Origin of the sequence: Archangium gephyra, assembly GCF_042230915.1 — a bacterium.
Classification (GTDB): domain Bacteria; phylum Myxococcota; class Myxococcia; order Myxococcales; family Myxococcaceae; genus Archangium; species Archangium gephyra_B.
This window is the reverse complement of record NZ_CP102578.1, coordinates 10,417,197-10,435,838: the sequence shown is the minus strand read 5'-3', so window position 1 is coordinate 10,435,838 and position 18,642 is coordinate 10,417,197. Positions and strand designations below refer to the sequence as shown.

Annotated in this window: 14 protein-coding genes; 8 read left to right on the top strand and 6 right to left on the bottom strand. The window is 71.2% G+C overall.

Features of this window, described 5'->3' with window-relative positions; all coding sequences use genetic code 11:
* Positions 1–3: 3 nt before the first annotated feature.
* The 8 genes from NR798_RS41000 (at position 4) to NR798_RS40965 (ending at position 10,620) form a co-directional block, all read left to right on the top strand.
* Complete coding sequence (locus tag NR798_RS41000; protein WP_375768030.1) at positions 4–999, top strand: AAA family ATPase; 996 nt, start codon at positions 4–6, stop codon at positions 997–999.
* On the top strand, positions 992–2,797 hold the full coding sequence (locus NR798_RS40995) for a hypothetical protein (protein ID WP_375768029.1): 1,806 nt from the start codon (positions 992–994) through the stop codon (positions 2,795–2,797). Before NR798_RS41000 ends, NR798_RS40995 begins: the two co-directional genes overlap by 8 nt.
* Positions 2,794–3,777, top strand: coding sequence for an ATP-binding cassette domain-containing protein (locus NR798_RS40990; RefSeq protein WP_375768028.1), 984 nt, complete (start codon positions 2,794–2,796; stop codon positions 3,775–3,777). The genes NR798_RS40995 and NR798_RS40990 overlap by 4 nt, the downstream gene beginning before the upstream one ends.
* Positions 3,774–5,279: an ABC transporter permease gene (locus NR798_RS40985; protein ID WP_375768027.1), complete on the top strand. Its 1,506-nt coding sequence runs from the start codon at positions 3,774–3,776 to the stop codon at positions 5,277–5,279. Before NR798_RS40990 ends, NR798_RS40985 begins: the two co-directional genes overlap by 4 nt.
* Positions 5,276–6,142 carry a DUF58 domain-containing protein gene (locus NR798_RS40980; RefSeq protein WP_375768026.1) on the top strand — a complete coding sequence of 289 codons (867 nt, stop codon included), beginning with the start codon at positions 5,276–5,278 and terminating at the stop codon, positions 6,140–6,142. Before NR798_RS40985 ends, NR798_RS40980 begins: the two co-directional genes overlap by 4 nt.
* A 305-nt stretch (positions 6,143–6,447) precedes the next feature.
* Positions 6,448–7,716 carry a hypothetical protein gene (locus NR798_RS40975; protein WP_375773937.1) on the top strand — a complete coding sequence of 423 codons (1,269 nt, stop codon included), beginning with the start codon at positions 6,448–6,450 and terminating at the stop codon, positions 7,714–7,716.
* Positions 7,717–7,737: 21 nt separating this feature from the next.
* Positions 7,738–8,724: a hypothetical protein gene (locus NR798_RS40970; RefSeq protein WP_375768025.1), complete on the top strand. Its 987-nt coding sequence runs from the start codon at positions 7,738–7,740 to the stop codon at positions 8,722–8,724.
* Positions 8,725–8,889: 165 nt separating this feature from the next.
* A complete protein-coding gene (locus NR798_RS40965; protein WP_375768024.1) occupies positions 8,890–10,620 on the top strand; it encodes a BatA domain-containing protein in 1,731 nt (576 codons plus the stop codon).
* Positions 10,621–10,771: 151 nt separating this feature from the next.
* Here the strand turns inward: NR798_RS40965 and NR798_RS40960 are convergent, their stop codons facing one another.
* The 6 genes from NR798_RS40960 to NR798_RS40935 form a co-directional block, all read right to left on the bottom strand.
* Positions 10,772–11,434, bottom strand: a complete 663-nt coding sequence (locus tag NR798_RS40960; protein ID WP_375768023.1) for a LysE family translocator — start codon at positions 11,432–11,434, stop codon at positions 10,772–10,774.
* Positions 11,435–11,487: 53 nt separating this feature from the next.
* Positions 11,488–12,957, bottom strand: coding sequence for an alkaline phosphatase D family protein (locus NR798_RS40955; protein WP_375768022.1), 1,470 nt, complete (start codon positions 12,955–12,957; stop codon positions 11,488–11,490).
* 311 nt (positions 12,958–13,268) lie between these two features.
* The gene (locus NR798_RS40950) at positions 13,269–13,814 is read right to left on the bottom strand and encodes a hypothetical protein (RefSeq protein ID WP_375768021.1); all 546 of its coding nucleotides are present in this window, start codon (positions 13,812–13,814) and stop codon (positions 13,269–13,271) included.
* Positions 13,815–13,848: 34 nt separating this feature from the next.
* The gene (locus NR798_RS40945; protein WP_375768020.1) at positions 13,849–14,808 is read right to left on the bottom strand and encodes a hypothetical protein; all 960 of its coding nucleotides are present in this window, start codon (positions 14,806–14,808) and stop codon (positions 13,849–13,851) included.
* A 153-nt stretch (positions 14,809–14,961) separates the two neighbouring features.
* Positions 14,962–16,338 (bottom strand): cytochrome P450, encoded by a 1,377-nt coding sequence (locus NR798_RS40940; protein ID WP_375768019.1) that lies wholly within the window; start codon positions 16,336–16,338, stop codon positions 14,962–14,964.
* 90 nt (positions 16,339–16,428) lie between these two features.
* On the bottom strand, positions 16,429–18,456 hold the full coding sequence (locus tag NR798_RS40935; RefSeq protein WP_375768018.1) for a lipoxygenase family protein: 2,028 nt from the start codon (positions 18,454–18,456) through the stop codon (positions 16,429–16,431).
* Positions 18,457–18,642: the final 186 nt, after the last annotated feature.

Here is an 18,642-nt window from a genome sequence, read left to right as displayed (position 1 = left end):
GCCGTGTCGGAACTGTTGAGCCCCGCCGAGGTGCAGGGCGCGGTGGAGAGGGTGGCGCAGCTCCAGAAGGGGCTGAACCAGGTGCTGCTCGACCAGACGCAGGTGGTGGAGCAGGTGGCGGCGGCGGTGCTCGCGCGCGGCCACGTGCTGCTGGAGGGCCTGCCGGGCCTGGGCAAGACGGAGCTGTGCAAGGCGCTCGCGCGGCTGCTCGGGCTGCCCTTCCGCCGCATCCAGTTCACCCCGGACCTGCTGCCCGGCGACATCACCGGCACCTACGTCCTCGAGGGCGAGGCCCGCCGCGACTTCACCTTCCGCGAGGGGCCCCTCTTCGCCAACGTGGTGCTCGCGGACGAGATCAACCGCTCCAGCCCCAAGACGCAGTCCGCGCTGCTGGAGGCCATGCAGGAGCGCAGTGTGACGGTGCTCGGTCAGACGCGCCCGCTGCCCGACCCTTTCTTCGTGCTCGCCACGCAGAACCCCATCGAGCTGGAGGGCACCTACCCGCTGCCCGAGGCGCAGCTGGACCGCTTCCTCTTCCGCGTCCAGGTGCCGCCCGTGGGCGCCAAGACGCTCACCACGCTGCTCACCACGCGCGTGCGCGGCACCCCGCCCGTGCTGCCCTCGGTGACGGATGCCGAGGGCCTCGCCTCCCTCTTCGCCGCGGTGGACCGGGTGCACCTGCCCGTGCCGGTGGCGGACTTCATCGGCCGGCTGGTGGAGGCGAGCGACCCGCGCGGCCCGGGCGCGCCGGAGCCTGTGCGCCGCTTCGTGCGCTATGGGGCCAGCCCTCGCGCGGCGCTGGCGCTGGCCTCGTCCGGACGGGCGCTCGCGTTGATGCGGGGCAAGCCCAACGTGGGCTTCGACGAGGTGGTGGCCGCCGCTCCCGCCGTCCTCAACCACCGGCTGGTGCTCGCCTACGAGGCCTCGCTGGAGAAGGTGAGCGCCCTGGACGTGGTGCGCGCCCTGCTCCAGGCCGTCCCCGAGGTGCCCCGTGCGTGAGCGTCTGCCCGCCGCGCTGCTCGCCCTGCTGCTGTGCGCGAGCCCCGCGCTGGCCGCGCCCGAGCCGGAGCCGGCCGTGGTGGACGAGGAGACCGCCGCCGAGGAGACCGCCGCCGAGGAGGAGGAGGAGGACAAGAGCTGGGTCCCCGGCTACCAGGAGGTGCCGGGCCAGGCGGTGAACGTGTCCGAGGGGGACCTGCAGGCCACGGTGGTCAACAGCGTGCTGCGCCCCATGCGTGGCTACCTCCCGCTGGAGGTGACGCTCTACAACCCGGGCTCCACCCCTCGCGCGGTGAGCCTCAGCGTCGAGTCCCAGCGGGTGGGCCGCAGCCAGGTGGCCACGCGGCAGGTGGAGGTGGGCCCCCGCCAGCGGCTCTCCGCCTGGCTGCCCGTGCCCACCACCTCGCAGGGAGGCCTGGTGCGCGTGCGAAGCCCGGGGGCCTCCTTCCGCAACTTCAACTTCTACTCGGTGGAGCCGGAGGGCCAGCCGGTGCTCGTGCTGGGCTCCGAGCAGGCCTTCGAGTCGGGCACGAAGCTGCCCCGCGTGAAGAAAAGGCCGAAGCTGTCGGTCCGCTTCGTCACGCCGCAGGACGCACCGCGCGAGCTCGCCCTCTACGTGGGCTACCCCCTGGTGGTGGTGGCCGGAGACGTCACCGCGCTGCCGGCGGATGCCTGGAGCGCGCTCGAGGCCTACGCCTCCACCGGGGGCTATCTCATCCTCCTGCGCCCGCCGCGCGACGTGGCGGGCCGCCTGCCGCTGCTCACCACTACGCCCACGGGCGTGCTGCCCTACGGCTTCGGCCGGGTGCGGGTGTGCGGGAAGGCGGAGGAGTGCGGCGCCGGGCTGCTCACCGACGTGAGTCTCATGGAGGAGCCCTCCGTGGGACACGTGGGCGTCGTCGCTCCCGCGGGGCCCGCGCCGAGCTGGCAGCGGGGCGGCGGCCAGAGGCTGAACGACGGCGAGGTGCCGCTGCTGCCCGGAGTCCAGGCGCCGGTGGGCCGCTTCCTGCTCCTCATCACCCTCTTCGTGCTGGCGGTGGGGCCCGGGGGCCTCGCGCTCGCCCGGCGCAAGGGGCCCGTGGCGCTGCTCATCGCCGTGCCCTCGGTGGCGCTCGTCACGTGCCTGGCCATCGTCGCCTGGTCCGTGCTGGTGGAGGGCTTCTCCGTCCATGCCTCCCGCTACAGCCTCACCTGGCTGGACCGGGACCGGGACCGGGCGCTGACGGTGGGCCTCGCCGGCTACTACGCCAACCTGGAGCCCGAGGGCCTGCGCATCCCGGCGTTGGCCGCGCTCCTCGGGCCGGACCTGAGCTGGGAGGACCAGGCCACGGAGGCGGACTGGACGAATGGCATGGTGGTGACGGGCGGCTTCCTGCGCTCGCGCTCCTACCGGGAGTGGGGCGAGCTGGCCGTGCAGCCCTCGCGGGCCCGGCTCACCGTGCGCCGCGAGGGCCAGGGGCTGCGCGTGCAGAACGCGCTCGGCGCACCGCTGGCGGAGGGGTACGTGCGGCTGGGCGGCCAGCTGTGGCAGTTGCCGGAGCTCGCCGACGGCGCCGAGGGCGAGGCCACGCTGGCGCCCGCTTCCGACGTCAAGGTGTCCTTCACCGGGCTGGTGGCCTTCCCGGAGCCCGTGAAGCGCCGCTTCTCGCGCGTGCCCTGGGACACGCTGGACGCGCCCCTGCCGGAGGGCGGGTTCGCCGCGAAACTGGAGGGACCGGGACTGACGCCCACGGCGGCGCTCCCGGTGGAGCTGCACGAGGGCCTGCACTTCGTGCACGGAAGGGTGGACGGACCATGAGCCTGCTGGAGGTGAAGGGGCTGCGGCGCGACTACGGGGCCCTGCGCGCGGTGGATGATGTCTCCTTCGAGCTGGAGGCGGGCACCATCCTGGGCTTCATCGGGCCCAACGGTGCGGGCAAGAGCACCACCATGCGCATTCTCGCCACCCTGGACACGCCCAACGCGGGCCAGGTGACGCTGGACGGGCACTCGCTGGTGGACACCCCGGACAAGGTGCGGCCGCTCATCGGCTACATGCCGGACCGCTACGGCACCTATGACGACGTCACCGTGCTCGAGTTCCTCGACTTCTTCGCCCGCGCCTACGGCCTCCAGGGCCGGGACCGGACGAAGCGCGTGCACTCGGTGATGGAGTTCACCGGGCTGATGCCCCTCCAGGACAAGCTCACCAGCGCGCTCTCCAAGGGCATGAAGCAGCGCGTGGCGCTCGGGCGCACGCTGCTGCACGACCCGAAGCTGCTCATCCTCGACGAGCCGGCGGACGGGTTGGATCCGCGCGCCCGGATTGAATTGCGCGAGCTGCTGCGCGCGCTCGCGGACCAGGGCAAGGCGGTGCTCATCTCCAGCCACATCCTCACCGAGCTGGCCGAAATCTGTGACACCTGCGCCATCATCGAGCAGGGCCGGCTGCTGGCCACGGGCAAGGTGGCGGACATCCTCGCGCAGGCCACGGGGACGGCGGTGGCGGAGCTGATGGTGCGGCTCTTCCCGGGCGAGGAGGGCGAGGCGGTGTGGGCGCGCGCCGAGCGGCTGCTGCTGGAGCAGCCGAGGGTGAAGCAGGTGGTGCGCGAGGGCGAGACGCTGCGGGTGCGGCTGGAGAACGAGGGCGGCGCGACGGCCGGAAACTGGGTGGACGAGTCGGCGGCGCGGGTGCTGGCGGCGCTGGTGGGGGCGGGCGTGCCCGTGTGCGCCTTCAGCCACCGCGAGCGCAACCTGGAGGATGCGTTCATGCACGTGACGAAGGGGAGGGTGGCATGAGCGCGCTCGCCACGGACACCGCGGGCAGCGCCCCGCGCGAGGAGGCCCGGCCCGGCGTGCTGGCGCGGCTGGGCGACAGGCTCAACCCGCTGGTGGTGAAGGAGGTGCGCCAGGGCCTCCGCTCGCGCCTCTTCTGGGTGTGCTTCGGGCTGATGCTGCTCTCCTGCTTCATCCTCTCCCTGGTGGCCTACGCCACCACGCGGGACGACGGACTCAGCACCCATGGGCAGAGCTTCTTCTTCTCCTTCTACGTCTGCCTGGCGATGGTGCACTTCTTCATCATCCCCTACAGCGCCTACCGCTCGCTGGCGCGCGAGCGTGAGGACGAGACGTGGGTGCTGCTCATCCTCACCGGCCTGGGGCCCCGGCGGATTCTGCGCGGCAAGGTGAGCTCCTTCCTGGTGCAGGCGGGCCTGTACGCCTCCGCCGTGGGGCCCTTCCTCCTCTTCAGCTACTACCTCAACGGCATCGACCTGCCGACCATCCTCCTGGTGCTCGTTCTGGGCGCCAGCTGGCTCGTCTTCCTCACCGTGGTGGCGGTGTGCGCGGCCACGCTCGCCGATGGGCGCATCGGCCGGGCCATGGTGAACCTCGTGCTGCTGGGCACGCTCGGCCTGTCGCTGATGTACAGCCTGATCGCCGCCTGGTTCCTGAGCGATCAGGGCTACCGCTCCGCCGCGCGCGAGGATGGCTTCTTCATCTTCACCGGCGCCTTCCTCTGCGTGATGTTCTCCTACGGGTGGCTGCTCTTCGAGACGGCCGCCGCGCGCCTGTCGCTGGTCACGGAGAACTACACCCACGGCCCGCGCCTGGCGCTCACCCTGCAGTTGCTGCTCTCCGCGGTGCTGCTGACAGGACTGTGGTTGATGGACACCCCGGGCTCGGGGGCCGCCGAGGCGGCGAGCATCACGGGCTGCCTGCACCTGGCCCTCACCGGCATCTTCGTGGCCACGGACGTGGATGGCCAGGCCCGCGCCTTGCGCGCCGGCACCCGGCCCTGGTCCCTCCTTCGCCCGGGAGCGGTGCGGGGCTTCCGGCTCGTCGTGCTGCTGGTGCTCGGCTGGACGGCGCTGTGCTGCGGGCTGCTCGGCCTGTCCGGGAGCGCTGGCGGCTTCACCGAGCAGCATCTGCTCTCGGTGCTCGCCGCGCCGGCGTACGCCATCCTCTTCCTGTCGCTGCCGCTGCTGGTGGGGCGCCTGCCGCGCTCGGACCGGCTCGCCTCCCCGGCCGTGGTGCGCGTCCTCTTCTTCGCGCTGGCGGGCCTGGCCGGAGCGCTGCTGCCGCTGCTGGCCGTCCTCTTCGACCAGCGCGCGGATGACCCGCTCTTCAACCTGCTCAACCCCTTCATGGGGCTGGCCAACTTCAACGACTACGACTACTCGCTCAACGAGCCGAAGATGAACCTGGGGTTGCTCGCCAGCGTGTGGTTGGTGGCCGCGCTCGCCGCCTTCGCCGCGGACCGGGCCCTCGTGGAGCGCGAGCGCCGGGCCCACGCCTCATGAGCACCGGCCTGGACTTCGACGAGGCGGAGGTGGCCCGGTTGGCTCCGGGCCTCGCCCTGGCGCTGCCCCGGACACCCCACCGGGGCCGGACCGGCGAGGTGCGCGCGTCCTCGGCCGGCGCCTCGCTGGAGCTGCACGACTTCCGCGCCTACCAGCCGGGAGACGACCTGCGGCAGATGGACTGGAACGCGGTGGCGCGCACCGGCGAGCTGATTCTGCGCGTGCGCCAGGACGAGGTCTCCCCGCGCCTGGAGGTGCTGCTGGACGGCTCGCGCAGCATGGCGCTGTCGCCGCGCAAGGCCGGGTGCGCGCGCGAGCTGGCGCTGCTGGCCACCGAGGTGGGCGCCTACCAGGGACTCAGCCCCACGCTGCTGGTGGGTGGCGCTCGCCCGGAGCGTGTGCAGGGCCAGGTGTGCCGCTCCGCCCTGCGCTCCGCCACCTTCGATGCGAAGGATGACTTGCACGCCGCCCTCGGACGCCTGCCGCCGTTGCGCCCGTGCGGCCTGCGCGTGGTGGTGAGCGACTTCCTCTTCGAGGCCCCGCTGCCGGCCCTCGTGTCGCGGCTGGCGCAGGGGGCCGCGGCCCTCTTCCTGGTGCAGGTGCTGGACGCGGAGGACCTCGAGCCCACGGGCGGCGAGGGCGCGCGGCTGGTGGACGCGGAGAGCGGCGCGGCGCTGGAGGAGCTCCTCACCGAGGACGTGCTGGCCGCCTACACCCGGCGCTTCACCGAGCACCAGAAGGCCCTCGGGGCCGCGGCGGCGAGGGTCCGGGCGGTGCACATGGTGGCCCCCGCACCGCAGGCCCTGCGCGCGCTGGTGGCCGGAGCCCTGCGGCCCCTCTTCCTCCCGGCGGGGGTGGCATGAGCTTCGGCTTTCCCTGGGGACTGCTGGCCCTGGGCGCCCTGGTGCCGCTGGTGGTGAGCGCCCTGTTCCTCTGGCGCACGGCAGGCTTCGCTGCCATGAGGCGCACCCCCCCGCCGCCGCATCTGGCTCTGTCCTTGAGTCTCCTGCTGTTGTCCGCCGGGTGCGCCACCTCGCGGGGGTATACGCCGCAGGGAGGCGCACGCCGCTCCCAGCCAGTTCCCGGCCATTTCCCTCGGTCCTCCGGCGGCTCCACGAGCGCACTCCCCCAGGCGTCCAGTGCCCCGCCACAGGCGCGGACCCCGGAAGTGGACGAGCCCACCACCATCGCCGATCGCTCCCAGGCGCGGGCCGATGGCCGCCTGCGCTTCCTGCTCCCTTCTCCGCCCTCCAACTCCGCCCTTGACGTCCTCACCCTGGAGGAGACTCGCCCCTTCCGGGCCGCCTTCGCCTCACTCTCGCAGCCGCCTCGAGTCCGGCTGCACCTGCTGGAGGTTCCGGCGGCGGACAGCTCCGGCAAGGGCTCCGCGGAGCCCTGGGAGTCACGTCTGCGCGACGAATTCATCTCCCGCTTCGGCCCGCCGCTGTTGTCCCTGCCTGAGTCCCTGGCCACCAGCCGCTTCTTCCTCGCCCTTCAACTCGCCCCTCTCTATATGCACGAGGGCATCCGACAGGCCGCCATCGAGCTGTTCACCTCCCGGGCCTTTGTCCTCAGTGTCTGTCTTTCCGTCATCGTGTACTTCTCTGCCTGGCTGGCGCCCGAGCCGATTTTCACCAAGGCTTTCGCGGCGGCGCTCACCCTTCGCCTTGCCCTGGTGTCGGGCGTGTTGGAATTGGGGCAGCTCGCCCTGGCCTGCCTCCGCCTGCACCAGGAGGCAGAAGCTTCCACCACGCCCCAGGAGTTGGAGGCTGCCTCCCGGCGTTTCGCCTACGCCATGAGTGGCACCTACCTGCGAGTGCTGGTGACGGTGGCCACCCTGGGCATTGCCAGGTTCATCCCCTCGGTGCCCGAGGGGGGCATCTGGCGGCTGCTGCCCGTCCTGACGGAGGATGGAGCTGTCCTCGCGCAGTCCGTTACCCGCTTGCAGGTGGTGGCGGACGGCTCCGTCCTCGTCTCCGGCGTGGCTGTTGGTAGCGCCGCATGCTCCGCCCTGGCCTGGTGTGCTTCCAATGCCTCGGGCGGCGGCGCCCCGAAACTCTCCACCCGCTATGGCCCTCCGCATACCCGCAAGAATCCTCCTCACAACGAGACCATCGAGGATGACCTGGCCGCCCGGGAGGCGGCGGGGCATGCCGACTTGCGGAAGAACAAGGCTCAGCGGGACGCCGGGGGCAACCGGGTTGTCGAGCGCAATCCCGCGAAGGGCATCCGCTTTCGTAAGCCGGATGCCTCCTCGATCAGGCCAGATGGCGTGCGACACAATATCAACTACGTCTCCTCACCCAAGGACATGCAGCGCGAGCTGGAGGCCTTCGACTCCATGATTCGAGCGGATCCAAGGGCCATCCACGAGCTGTACCTCCTTGATGGCACATTGGTGAAACGATTCGTCCCGGCGGGCGTGAGCGTTCCGTAGGCTGAAAGACCGGGAGGCGCCATGCCGCACAAGCTGGACGTGGAACAATGGCAGAGCGAGCTGGTCAAGGCTCTCGAGTACGGCGAGCAGGAGCGGGCCCGCGCCCTGGTGGCGCAACCCGGTCCGCGCAAGGCCCGTACGCTCCTGGAAGCCATGCTGGAGGACAGGGATGCCCTGGTGCGCCAGGCAGCGGCCTTCGGCCTGGGTGAGTTGGGCGGAGCTGCCAGCGCCAGGTGCCTTGAGCAGCAGATCGCCGTTGAAGAGGCTCGCGGCGGATACGACGGGGACTCCGTCGTGGAAGTCATCACCCAGGCGCTGGGACGTCTCCAAGAAGCAGACACCCGGGCCACGTTGGTGCGGAGGCTCCAACGCTTGGTCACCCGCGGGGCGGCTCCCAGCGACATCACCACGGTGGTGCATGCCCTCTGGCGCAAACGCCACCCGAGTCTCGTCCCTGTCGTCCGCAAGAGTCTGGAGCAGCACCCCTTACCGGCCCCCCTGTCCTTGCAGGGTCTGCTCCTCCTGCTGGAGAAATCTCCGGAGGAGCTGGACGCCTGGGTCCGCGACGCATCCGTGCCCGTGGAGCTGAAGAGGGGGGTCGTCACGGTGCTCGAGGAGGAAGTACCGGAGGCCTGGAAGCCCACCCTCCCTGCTTTTCTCTCCACGGCCAAGGCATTGCTCGGCCCGGCCGCGAGCGAGGACGGTGCGGAAGCGTACTACTGTGAGCGGCTGTTCATCCTGCTGCTGCTCAACGAGAAGCCGGTCCTGACTTCACTGTCTCGGGAGTTCCGAGCAACGCTGCGCGAGGTGGCACGCGGGCTGGTGGCGGCGAAGTCCCTCTCCTGTGCCATGCGGGCCGTCAACCTGCTCGACTGCGTGGGCCTGCCCGAGGATGCGTCACTCATTGAAGCGCACCGCCCCGAGGACCCGACGTTGGCCGCGGCCTTCGCCGAGGCCGCACAGGCTCTGCGCTACCGGCAGCCTTCTGCTGACGGGCCGCGGGAGTGATGAGCGCATGCCCTCCGTCAAGCGCACCGCACAACCCTTGCTCCTCCAGAGGGCCCCCCGGCAACGGAGAGGCAATCCTCCGTATACTCGCCGGGAGGACGCCTGCATGCGCGAGACAACAAGGAAGTGGGGGCGAATCATCGTCCCCGTCCCGGCGGGGGTGGCATGAGCTTCGGCTTTCCCTGGGGACTGCTGGCGCTGGGCGCGCTCGTACCGCTGGTGGCGGCGTACTTCCTGCGGCGCAAGCAGAAGCCGATGGTGGTGAGCGCGCTCTTCCTCTGGCGCACGCCGCGCCCCCGCGCCGAGGCCGGCCCGCGCTTCGAGCGCTTCACCCGCGAGGCCTCGCTGCTGCTGGAGGCGCTGGCGGTGGTGGCCGCGGCCCTCTTCCTCGCGGACGTGCGCCTGGGCGAGGACGCCCGGACGCGGCACGTGGTGCTGGTGGTGGACGGGAGCCTCTCGCTGTCGGCGCGCGGCGCGGACGGACGCCCCGTGCTGGAGAAGGTGCGCGCGGAGGCGGCCCGGCGCGTGGAGGAGGAGAAGGCCACGAGCGTGACGGTGCTGGCCAGTGGCACGGTGCCGCGCGTGTTGGCGGGGCCGGAGGCGGAGCCCTCGCGGGCGCTGGCCGCGCTGGAGTCCTTCCGGGCCCTGGGCGCGGACCACGAGGTGGCGCAAACGCTGCTGTGGGCCCAGGAGCTGGCGGGCCCCGGCCGGCACGTGCACTTCTTCACCGATGCGCCGCCCGCGGAAGGCCTGGCCGTGCCCGCGGCGGTGCGGTGGACGGCGCTGGGCGCGCCCCGGGACAACGTGGCGCTGGTGTCCGCGTGGCGCCGGGACGAGGACGCCACGGCCACGGTGACGGTGCGGGTGGCACGCTTCGGCACGGGGCCCGAGGAGACGGAGGTGCGCGCGGTGGCGCGGCCCGGCCCGGGCGCGAAGGAGGGCACCGAGCGGCGCGAGCGGGTGCGGCTGCCCGAGGAGGGCGCGGCCACGCTGCGCTTCACCTTCGAGAACGCGGGAGACGTGGAGGTGTCCCTGCCTCCGGATGCGCTGCCCGAGGACGGCGAGACCCGCCTCCCCCCGGCCCCGGAGCGGCGGGTGCGCGTGGCGCTGGCCGAGGGCTTGGATGCACAGGCGCGCTCGGCACTGGAGCGCTTCCTCGCGGTGTCGCCCGGCGTGGATCAGGGGCCCGGAGAGGGGGCGCTCGTGGTGGGCCCCCGGGGCTCGGACGCGCGGGTGACGGTGGGCGCGGGCGGTGCCGTGCGCACCTTCGTGGGCCCCTTCTTCGCGGAGAAGGGCCACCCACTGCTGGATGACGTGCAGCTGGGCGGCGTGCGCTGGGCGGCAGGTGCCGAGGCGCCTCCAGGCCGGGCCCTGATGACGGCGGGGACGGTGGTGCTGCTGTCCGAGGCGGAGGGACAGGTGCACTTCAACGTGGACCTCTCGCGCTCCAACGTGCAGCGCACGCCCGCGTGGCCGGTGCTGCTGGGCAACCTGCTGCGCGAGGTGCGGCGCTCGCAGGAGGGCTTCCCCCGGCGGCAGCTCTCGCTCGGCGAGACCCTGGCGGTGGTGACGCGCCCGGGTGCGCGCTACACGCTGGAGGGCCCGGAGGGAACGCGGCCCCTCTTCGGCGCGGGAGCCCTGAGCCTGCCGCCTCCCGCGGTGCCTGGACGCTACACGCTGGAGCGGGACGGCGAGCCGGTGGACGCGGTGGAGGTGCTGCCGCTGGATGCGCGGGAGTCGGACCTGCGCGGGCGCGGTGAGGGCGACAGGCCCGCGCAAGACGCGGGGCAGGACGACGGGGGAGGCGCCGCTCCCGGACGGGCGCGTTGGCCCCTGCTGGTGCTGCTGGCGGCGCTGCTGGCGGATTTCTACGTCACGCGGCGCTCGGGGGCCTGAGCCAGTTGAAGTCAGTCCTGTCAGGGAGGAGGTTCCGGCCGCGCTCGGGAGCAACTGGTCCTACTGTCGGACCAGTCGGCACGCCGCGCGGCCAGAAGGTGCCCTCCACGTTGCTGCAAGAGCACCCCTGAAAGAACCTGGTTCGGATGGCCTATCTCGACACCAGCAGCCGGAGCCCGTAGGTCACCAGCACCAGCGCGAGCACCCGGCGGATGAGCGGCTCCCGCCGGGTGTACGCCCGCCGGACGTGCCCGGTGGACAGGCCCCACGCCAGCGTTCCGTACCAGGCCATGGCGAGCGTCACGATGCCCGCGGCCGCCGCCACGCGCACCCAGAGGGGGATGCCCGGCACCACCGTGGGGGCGAGGATGCTCAGGTAGAACGGCAGCGTGTTCGGATTGGACAGGCTGGAGAACAGCCCGCTGCGGAACGGCCGGTCCTCTTCCCCCACCAGGGCCCGCTCCACGAGCGCCCTCTCCGGAGCCACCGAGGGAGCAGTCCCGGAAGCCTCGGCCGGGGCCGGACGCGCGGAGCGCAGCCCCTTCACGCCCAGGTAGATCAGGTACAGCCCGCCCAGGTAGCGCACGGTGCGCATCCCTCCCGGCAGTTGCTGCAGGAGCACGGCGACGCCGCCCAGGATGAGGCAGAGCCAGGCCGCGTTCCCCAGGGCGATCCCCAGGATGGCCCAGGCCGCGTGCCGGCGCGTGGCGGACAGCGCCAGGCGCGTGACGATGAACGTGTTCGGCCCGGGCGTGATGACCGCGAGCAGGTACAGGCCGTAGATGGAGGCGAGCAGGGGAACGGGCGGAGTCATGGCGGCCGCCCTGACCTATCACCCGGCGCTTCCCGGGCTCAACCGGCTGGGGCCTACTGGAAGCCCGACTCGAACAGCAGCTTGGGCTCGCCGGGGGTGTCCTCGTCCTCGCCGAAGAGCTTGAAGTTGAGCCGTGCGACGTCTCCCTCGAGCTCCACCTCGATGGTGCCCACGTTGAGGCCGCCCACCGGCTGCTCGAGCACGCGCGCCATGGGGCCTCCCAGCAGGTGGATGCGCGCCCACGTCCCCTCGAGGTCCCCCATCCGGAAGTGCGTGCGTGGCACGTGGCGCGCCAGGTGCCAGTCGAGCGAGGAGAGCTTGTGGGTGATGGAGCTCGACACGAACTGGTAGAGCGAGGTCGGTGGGTCCGTGCGCCAGTCGCACCGGGCCGCATAGCCCACGTGGACGTCTCCACTCACCATCACCACCCGCTGCCGGGGGTGGTGCTGCTGGTGGTTGCGGATGAGCTCCAGCATGCGGCAGCGGTCGGCGCGGTACTGCGGGTGCGTCCAGCGGTCGTGCGCATCGTCGCGGAAGCTGCCCGGCACGTAGCGGGCAATGCGGGAGAGCCAGCCGGGCATGAAGAACGGGGGCACGCTCACGACGATGAAGAGCACCGGGGCGGAGTCATTCGCGTTCAGCCAGGTCGCGAAGCGCTCCAGTTGGTGTGGCGAGAAGACGCGCGCATGGTCCCCGTCCGCGGAGCGCCGCTCCGAGCGCACGTCGAGCACGTAGCCCGCCGCGGCGCCGTACTCGAAGGTGTAGTCGTAGGGGCCCTCGAAGCCGGGGCGCGAGGGCTCCACCCGCGAGTGCTGGTAGTTGCGGTAGGCCTCCTCGGCCGCGTCGCGCAGATGGCGCCACTTCTTGCGGTGGTGCTTGGGCAGGGTGCCGTAGTTGTCCGCCACCTCGTGGTCATCGAGGATGGGGTAGCCCGGAAAGCACGCCTGGAGCTCCAGCCAGGCCGGGTGGCCCCAGTTGCGCCGGTAGCGCCCCTGGTACACCGCGAGCGCCTCGTCGTGGGTGCACTCCAGCAGGCTCTCGCGGCCCGGGGGGGCCACCGTCTTGAAGTACTTCGGCTCGAAGAGCGACTGGCTCTCGGGGAAGTCCGCGTAGAGCTGGTCTCCCACCCAGAGCACCTGCTTGACGTCACAGCGCTCCCAGGCGGTGCGCGCGACGCGCAGCATCCGCAGCCCCATCTCGTGCATCTCGCCCTGGTCGTCGAAGGGCTGGTGGCAGCTCGCCACGCCGATGCAGAACCGCCGGGGCATCTGCGAGGCCCGGGCGGGGAGCGTCTCGAAGCGGCCCTCTCCCACGAGCACGCCATCCGCCCGGCTGATGCGGAAGCCGTAGCGTGTGACGGGCTCGAGGGGGCGGGCCCCGGGGATATCGTCCGGGTAGGCGAAGGCATGGGTATGGTCGCTGTGCGCGCGGTCGCCCATGTCGAAGGCGTAGGTGAGGCGCTCCGAGGGCACGCTGTCCAGCCAGAGCTCGAGCCGGTGCGCGCCCCCTCCTGGCGAGCGCATCCATAGTCGTACGCCACGCGGGCTCACGCGGCCCACGGCCACGGCGCGCTCCATCACTGGGAGGTCAGTCCGCATAGACCCAGAGTGGGGATACCCAAGGCTGCGGACCAGCACCCGCATGGCCAGGAGCCCTCGGGAGACATGCTCGGCAGCCTTCATCCGGGCCGAGCGTGGGTGGCTTCCTTCCAGGAGTTCCGAGCTGTCATGGCACCTAGGGCACTCCAGCGTGCGCGCAACCCCCGCCGGGCGGGTACGGCTCCTGTCCTGCCGGCAGGAGAGCACTCAGGGGGGCGTCAGCCGCCCCCTGGCCATCACCCGATCGGATCCGGCGAGGTCGGGCCGCCGATGAAACTCGCGGGCGTCGTCAGATGGCTCCAGGCGAGCGCGGACAGCACTCCGAACAGGATGAGCGCCGTGGCCAGCGCGGCCCACTGTCGCGCGGGCGAGGTCAGGCGCGAGCGCAGGAGGACTTCCGGTCCGATCGCCCCCATCGGCAGCGAGACGATGAGCCACGCCAGGGTGGACCCGAGCCAGACGGTCGCGAACAGCCCCACCCGCTCCGCCTGGGTGAGCAGGGTGAAGCCCGACAACACCCAGAGGATCGCGAGCACGAGCCCCGACGAAATCACCGCCCCGGCCAGCCGTGTCCGCTCGAAGCCGCGGAGACGGCTGAATGCTTCCAGCCCGAGATTGAGCGTCGCTCCGAGCAGCAGGGGGGCCGCTACCACCGCGAAGGGCAACGGAAAGGCGAAGAGCGCGCCGAACAACGTCACATAGATCCACGGCGCCGTCAGCAGGCCGAGCAGCAGTGCTCCCAGCCCGGCCGCGCCTGGATCCCTTCGCTGTCCGGTGGTCATGGGCGTCCCCCCTGAAGCTTGCCTCACGGAGATTTCACGGGCGAGGGGCGGGCAGCAGGTCGCCGGAGAAGGAGAAGCCGAGCGCCAGATACGGGAAGAAGGCGGAGGAGTCCGCGCCCGTGCGGTAGCGGTGGGTGAGCCACCAGTTGACCATCAACAGCACGGTGGGCGAGTTGAAGCGCGCGCCCTCCCGCTCCGCGAAGGTGTAGGCCACCACGGGGCCCAGGCGGTGGGTGGTGTTGAGGTTCTCCTGGGGCTCGCCGGGTGCGAAGTGCTCCGGGCCGTAGAAGGCGTGCGAGGACGCCCAGCGAAGACCGACCGTGAGGCCCCGCCCCGTCTGGTACAGCAGGTCGGCGTCGTTGACGAAGTACCAGCCCCGGTTGGGCGCGAGCACGTCGTAATAGATGTCGTAGAAGACGCGGTCTCCCTCGCGCAGGGACATGTCGGGGCGGACCAGCCGGAAGAGACTGCGCGCCACCACCGGGCCCACCTTGAACTGGAGCGTCGCGCCGAGCGTCAGTTGCGTGCCCGTGTTGGCATAGGGCCTTCGGGCGTCTCCCGCGGGCAGCTCATCGCGGGCATACAGCTCCGTATCGCTGAAGTCCGAGCGCGCCGAGGGAAAGGACTGCAGCTGCCGGAAGGTGCCGAAGTTGGCAACGAACTCATACATGCCCCAGAGCTGGAGGATGCTGAGCGGTTGGACCTCCGCCACCACCCCGAGCCGTCCGAAGGCGGGGCTGACCCCGGGGGCGAGGCCGATGCTCACGAAGTTGTCGCGCAGCGCGGGCGATTCACTGCGATAGAGCCGGTAGCGGTAGCTGAGCCGCGCCTCGTCCAACAGGCCCAGCGGGTTGAGCCGGGCCACCAGCAGGTTGCGGTACACGAGCCGGTGCTGAGGTGGTGGCTCCTGCGGGACTCCCTGCGCGGAGGCGGCCGGCGCGGTGAGGAGGACCAGCGCCGTGAGCACGGCGACACAGTGGGAGGGGCGCGGCATCGATGCCTCCGGGACGGCGTGTGGGTGGACTGAAGCCCGGCCCGGCTTCACGTGGGGCGGGTGGCGTCCCACCATAGCTGCTCAGGCGGGTGGATACCGGGGCCGCCGGACGCGGCGCCCGTGATCTTCCGCTGAGGGGACATCGCCCGGCTCTCAGCGTGCGACGAACCGCCCGGTGACGCCCTTCGGGAGGACCACGCCGAAGAAGAACCCCTCCTCGAAGGGTTCCGTCGAGTCGACGTGGACCTTCGCGCGCGCGGCGATCGTCGCGAGCGCCGTCCGCAAGAACACCATGGCGAACGCGGCTCCCACGCACTCGCGTGGGCCACGCCCGAACGGGAAGAAGTGACCGCTGCCGAGGGGGTCGCGCGCCACGCCTCCGTCCAGCCATCGGGTGGGCTCGAAGGTGTCCGGGTTGGGCCAGTGGGCGGGATCCCGGTGCAGGTGCTGGTTCGAGATCATGATCGTCGAACCCGCGGGCAGCGTGGCTCCGGCGAGCTTCACGTCGGCGGACGGCGTGCGGGTGAAGATGCGGACCGCCGGAAGCAGCCTCAACGACTCGTACGTGATGGCTTCGATCCAGCGCGCGCCGCGCAGCCGCTCGAGGGTCAGCTTCTCTCGGGCCAACCCGGCGGCCTCGGCCGCGAGACGCTGCTCGGCCTCGGGGTGCTTCTGCAGCTGGTGGAACGCGCCGACCAGGGTGGTGCTCGACGAGAAGACACCGCCGAAGAAGACATGTCCGATGACGTGCGCGAGCACCTCGTCGTTGATGCCGGGCCTCTCGCGCAGCGTCCGCGCCAGCAGATCGGCCGCCTCCGGGTTGGGGGCCTGGCGCGCCTTGCGGACTCGCTCGGCGAAGTGCCCGTAGAAGCGCTCCCGGGCGGCCTCGAAGCCCTTGGGCAGCGAGACGAACCTCAAGGGCAGCTTCGCCTGGATTCGCGCGTCAGCGCCCTTCGCGAGCAGCATGAAGTCGTCGAACACGGAGTCCGGGAGCTTCTCGCCGACCGCGGCGACCGCGAAGGTGTCGAATGTCAACCGGCGCAGCACGGGCGTGAGCTCGATGGGCGCTCCACCAGCGAGGGCCTCCACGGACTGGGAGATCGCCGCCTGCATCGGACCCACCTGGGCGGCCAACCAGTCCCCGGTCCACGGCTGCTCGAAGGGGTCTGCCCGGCGCTTGGCGGTCCAGTCCTCGCTCTGCTTCGCGATGAAGAGCGCGTGGTGCGTCGTGGCCGGCTTGATCTCCTCGCTGACCGAGCCCTTCTCGAACTCCATCCGGCGGGAGTCGAGCACCTGCTCGATGAGGACGGGGTCGTTGAGCACCAACGCCGGATTGCCGAGCATCCAGATCAGGGTGACTCCCCCATACTCGCGTCCATACCGCGCGCAGACGTCCCAGGCCGGGCTACCGCCGAGGAAATCCCCGGCGGTGCCGAGAATGCCGGGCTGCGGCCCGGGGAGGTTCCCCAGGGCCTTGCGCCTGGCCCCAAAGAACAGGTTGAACACACTTCGAGACAGCAGGTTCGGCACGGGAGCTCTCCTCCGAGGTTCTGGTGTGGCGCTGCCGGGCGGCTCCGGCTGGGGTGGGGCCAGCGGCACCGCCACGGGATGAGCAGTGGCTCAGACGGTGATCCCGCAGGGGATTTTGTCGGGTTGCAGGACGGTGTAGGGCACGTCGCTCTTCGCGTTGCGTGCCTTCACCGCGGCGAGCTGGACGCGCAACCGGTCGTGGAACCGCTCGTGGATCTCGGCCAGCCCAGGTTCCTTGAAGTAGTCCTCACGCCAGCCGCCCTCGTGGAGCAGGAACTCCTCGTCCTCACCGAAGCTGGCGAGCGCTCGTCCGATGGCGACCTGCCAGAGCGTCTGGGAGCGGGTCGGGATCATCCCGGCCAGGTCGTCCGGGCCGAGAACCCCCTTCTTCCTGGGCGGCTCCCGGCGCATGCACAGCGGCGCGTTCGGCACGAAGGCGTAGTGCTCGTACTGGAGATAGTTCACCGCGGCGTGCTGGACGCTGCCCGTGAAGAGAACGGTGGAGAGGATGTCGGCGAGGTCCGCCACGCGCGTCAGCCGGGTGCAGGGCAGCTTGTCGGCGGGCAGTCCCCGTTCGGTGAGATCGGCCCACCACGCCTGCATCTCGGTGTCGCCCACGAGGTCGGCGTCGGACTTGTAGAAGTGACCGAGCACGCCGCCGACGTACTCCTCGAGGGCATCCCACAGGGGCAGCGCGTCGTCACGGTAGGGGTAGTAGGGCAGGATCTCCGGGTCGAGGACGCCACGGCGCTCGAAGTCCGGCCGGGGCTTGTTGTCCGTCAGCTTCCAGCGCAGGTAACCCTTCTGGCCCAGCTTGATGTGACCCTTGCCGGGGCCTCCGGTGGCGATGAAGTCGTCGAACACGCCGCCCTCGTCGAGCAGGCCCTTGCGCGCCCCATCGTTGATGGCGAGGGTGTAGCGGAAGTGGCGGCGCAGCAGTTTGTAGACGGGGTGCGGATCCGGGAGGTTGCGCATCGTCGCCATGACGAACGGCTCCACCACGAAGTGCGTCCGCAGCGCGTGCGTGACCATCTGGTGGGTGTTGCCTTCGCTGCAGCGGAGATAGATCTTCGCGGCGAGCCAGTCGTGCGCGGTGTCATTCGGGGTGAACACCGGATCCTGCTCGGGGTCGCGGCCGAGCTGGATGGCGATCGGCCGGAGCTGCCGGGTGTCGTCGAGGTACAGGAGGCACCGGGCCGATGGTGCCCAGCGCCGCTCCTCGACGCCGTCCTCGTTGACCTTGCGGAACATCGGGATGCCGTCGAGGATCTCGAAGTCGAGCAGGAAGACCCGCTTCGCCGCGAGCGCCTGGGCCAGCGAGCTGCCGGGCGAGAGCAGCCCGCGGAGGTCGCCGTCCGCGAGCGGCAAACCGTCCGGCAGGGCGGTGATGAGCTGGATGTGGACCGGGTTGACCCCCTGGACGGCCTGCCGCGCGAACTCGTAGTCGTCCTGCCACCGCTGGGTGACCTGGGGGGCCTCCAGGTGCTTGAAGAGGTCGAGCGTGTCCACCAGTCCGTTCCAGGCGCTGGTCAGCACGGGCATGTGCAGCTTGAGCGTGGTGATCGTCTTGGCGATGACGACCGCGTAACTGCCGTCACCCAGGCCCCGGTAGAGCTCGTCCTTCGGGAGAGGCCGCTCCTCGCTGATGTCGAACGCGCCGGGCAGTCCAGCGGTCGCCTCGGCGGGGCGCCAGGCGTACATCTGCCGGCGGCGCTCGAGTTGCGCGCGGCGGGCGAGCACCTCCCGCTCGTGCCGCACGTGCTGCGGGAGCCGCGCCGTGCCCGCGAGGACCTCGGCCGTCGAGTTGCTCAGGATCCAGCGGAAGTAGGGGAAGTACCAGCTTCTCTCTCCGGAGGTGACCTCGGCGGAGTCGAGGAGCCAGTCGCCCGCGAGGCCCTTGGAGTTGGAGAACCGAAGCAGGAGCAGCTCACCGAGCTCCCGGGTCTCGAGCTCGTAGACGCCCTCCGCTCCCGCCTCGAAGTCGTTGTGGAAGCGCTTGTCCAGTGTGTGCGGCTCGCTCTCGCCGTGCGTGCCAACCAGGACGACGCTGATCTCACCGTCCGTCCCCGAGCCAAACCGTGCGCTCGTGCGGATCGTGATCTTGTACTCGACGCTCATGAAATCCCCTCGTGTGAAGCCTCGCTACCGTAGGGCGCTCGAGATGCGCGCGACAAGCCATGCAGCGCGCCCCTCACCGAGGCCCGCTCCTCTCGATTTCAGAGAATCTCCGCGCGGTTTCGGAGCGTCTCCGCTCTTTGGTACCTTCCCCAGGGCATGAGCCCCGGCCCCCGCGGCACCCTCCAC

Coding starts and splice junctions, on each gene's coding strand:
- NR798_RS40990 (WP_375768028.1), top strand. CDS start 2,794: ATGAGCCTGCTGGAGGTGAAGGGGCTGCGGCGCGACTACGGGGCCCTG.
- NR798_RS40985 (WP_375768027.1), top strand. CDS start 3,774: ATGAGCGCGCTCGCCACGGACACCGCGGGCAGCGCCCCGCGCGAGGAG.
- NR798_RS40980 (WP_375768026.1), top strand. CDS start 5,276: ATGAGCACCGGCCTGGACTTCGACGAGGCGGAGGTGGCCCGGTTGGCT.
- NR798_RS40970 (WP_375768025.1), top strand. CDS start 7,738: ATGCCGCACAAGCTGGACGTGGAACAATGGCAGAGCGAGCTGGTCAAG.
- NR798_RS40965 (WP_375768024.1), top strand. CDS start 8,890: ATGAGCTTCGGCTTTCCCTGGGGACTGCTGGCGCTGGGCGCGCTCGTA.
- NR798_RS40960 (WP_375768023.1), bottom strand. CDS start 11,434: ATGACTCCGCCCGTTCCCCTGCTCGCCTCCATCTACGGCCTGTACCTG.
- NR798_RS40955 (WP_375768022.1), bottom strand. CDS start 12,957: ATGCGCTCGCCAGGAGGGGGCGCGCACCGGCTCGAGCTCTGGCTGGAC.
- NR798_RS40950 (WP_375768021.1), bottom strand. CDS start 13,814: ATGACCACCGGACAGCGAAGGGATCCAGGCGCGGCCGGGCTGGGAGCA.
- NR798_RS40945 (WP_375768020.1), bottom strand. CDS start 14,808: ATGCCGCGCCCCTCCCACTGTGTCGCCGTGCTCACGGCGCTGGTCCTC.
- NR798_RS40935 (WP_375768018.1), bottom strand. CDS start 18,456: ATGAGCGTCGAGTACAAGATCACGATCCGCACGAGCGCACGGTTTGGC.